3 protein-coding genes are annotated in these 2,168 nt (G+C 62.4%); all 3 read left to right on the plus strand.

Annotated features, from left to right (window positions below; all coding sequences use genetic code 11):
- Positions 1-119: 119 nt before the first annotated feature.
- Positions 120-689, plus strand: a complete 570-nt coding sequence (locus I6F47_RS20090; RefSeq protein ID WP_442960283.1) for a hypothetical protein — start codon at positions 120-122, stop codon at positions 687-689.
- A 27-nt stretch (positions 690-716) separates the two neighbouring features.
- Entirely contained in the window at positions 717-1,211 is a 495-nt protein-coding gene (locus I6F47_RS20095) for a hypothetical protein (protein ID WP_114488106.1), read from the plus strand.
- A 106-nt stretch (positions 1,212-1,317) separates the two neighbouring features.
- Positions 1,318-2,079: a hypothetical protein gene (locus I6F47_RS20100; RefSeq protein ID WP_114488107.1), complete on the plus strand. Its 762-nt coding sequence runs from the start codon at positions 1,318-1,320 to the stop codon at positions 2,077-2,079.
- Positions 2,080-2,168 lie beyond the last annotated feature (89 nt).

A 2,168-nucleotide genomic window follows, 5' to 3' on the forward strand; every position in this document is an offset into this window, starting at 1 on the left:
AAGCCCGCGACTACACGCTCAAGATCGACGCCTCCCAGGTAGTGAAACTGGGAGAACGACTCGCGCAGGCCAGCGGCGAAGAGATTGGCCGCGCGTCCGTCACCGCTTTGAACGAGGTGGTGGACCGCACATACGATCTGGCGCGCGACCGGATGATCGCCGGTATCAACCTGTCCGACGATTATCTGCGGCGTCGAATGACGCTCCAGCGCGCCACACCCGGCAAGCCGGTGGCGTCGATCACGGCCAGCGGTGCGCGCAACGCAACCACCGTGCTCGGGCGCTACGACGCCAAGCCGGTGATCGTAGCGAACAACAAAGGGCGGCCCGGAAAGGGCAACAAGGCCCTTGGCATCCCGTCGGGCCAGAAGCAGGTCGGTGTCACCGTTGAGGTGACCCGTGGGCAAACGAGTGACGGGTTTGTACCGCGCGGTTTCCTACTCCCGCTGAACCGAGGCACCGAGTCCGGTGGCAACGGCTTCGGCGTTTTCGCGCGTTCGCGCGACGGCAAGTTGCGCCACCGCTACGGCCCGTNGTGGCAACGGCTTCGGCGTTTTCGCGCGTTCGCGCGACGGCAAGTTGCGCCACCGCTACGGCCCGTCCGTGTATCAACTGTTCGCCTACCAGGTCGAGCGCATCGTGAACGATGTGACCGACGACCTGGAAGACACCCTCGCCGCACAGGTTGACCTGGCGCTGCAGAAAGCCATCGAACCATGACCGCCACCCCCGCCATCTTCAAGAAGTCCTCCGACATCGCCGAGTATCTGACCACGGTACTGCAGGGCGTCACCAAGGCCAACGGCTACAAGACCGACCTCGGCACCACGGTGTACCGGGGCCGCCTGAAGCACGATGAGGACCGTGTGCCCTACGCCGTGCTTATCGAGGGTGAGGACCGCCCGCAGGAGAACGACGGCGGCCGACTGGACATCACCCTGGAGCAAGACTTCGTACTCGGCGCCTACGTGCACTGCAACGTGGACAACCCGAACGATGCCGCGCACGACGCGATCAAGGACATCAAGAAGGCGGTGTTCTCCAGCGACCTGGCCCGACGACCGATTGCCGGTGCGCGCGGGGCCAACGGCCGCGTAGCGAAGTTGAGCTACCGGGGGAAGGACATCGGCCCCCGCGCCGATGGCAAGAACATTGTGTTCGCCGTCGTGCACATCACGGTGGTGTTCGCCGAGAACCTGCTGGAAGCCTGAGTCCGAAATTGTGCCGCAGAGGTCGATTCGCCCTGTGCGATGACACTGCGAGCGTTGTAATCCGATCTTGCCGTGAGTGCGGCATGACATTCTCAAGGAGTTTCTCATGGCAGCACGCAGCTTCAATGGCGCTGGCGACGTTTACTTTAACCGTATGGTGGACGGCGTAAAGCAAGGTCTTGTCGGGCCGATCTACGCCGACAGTCTCTCGATCACCCCCAGCGTCGAAACGATCCAATCGACCAGCAAGGGCCGGTATGACTATGGTCAGGTGCTGGAGAGCGTGAACATCGCCCAACCGTCTGAGTTCTCCATGGCGCTTAAGGAAGTTACCGGCGACATCTTGACCATGGCCTTCCTCGGAACCTCTGCCGCGTTCACCGAAGCCTCCGGCACGCTGACGGGCTACGACCTGACTGTCACACAGGTGGGCACATGGCTCCCCATCGGCAAAAAGAATCTCGCCACACTGGTTACCGTTGAAGACGCGGCCACTGGTGGCGCCACGCTGATCGAAGGCACCGACTACAAACTGAACCGCCCCATGGGCTGGATCATGGCGCTGGCCGGGGGCGCTCTGGCGGTAAACGACCACGTTTTCATTACCTGCGCACATAGCGGTGCCACGGGCACGAACGTTAAGGGCTCCACCCGCACAGAAGTTCGCGTTGAAATCATTTTCGACGGTATCAACCAAGCTGACGGCACCCAGTGCACGGCAACGATCTGGGAAGCCATCCTGGCGCCAGACAGCGAGTTTGACTTCCTGGCGGATGACTTCGGGAACGTAAACCTGACGGGGACACTGAAGACCCCGGTCGGCAAGGACGCTCCGTACGAGGTGTTGATCCAAGACCCCGTGGCCTAAGCACTGCTGGTGTGGCGGGCCCGCCCGCAGCCCAAACCCGCCACGCGCCTTCAGCCTGGCGGGTTTTTTCATTCAAGGATCGTCATGCA

It is taken from the genome of Pseudoalteromonas sp. NZS37, assembly GCF_015864265.1.
Classification (GTDB): domain Bacteria; phylum Pseudomonadota; class Gammaproteobacteria; order Enterobacterales; family Alteromonadaceae; genus Pseudoalteromonas; species Pseudoalteromonas arctica.

Coding starts and splice junctions, on each gene's coding strand:
- I6F47_RS20095 (WP_114488106.1), top strand. CDS start 717: ATGACCGCCACCCCCGCCATCTTCAAGAAGTCCTCCGACATCGCCGAG.
- I6F47_RS20100 (WP_114488107.1), top strand. CDS start 1,318: ATGGCAGCACGCAGCTTCAATGGCGCTGGCGACGTTTACTTTAACCGT.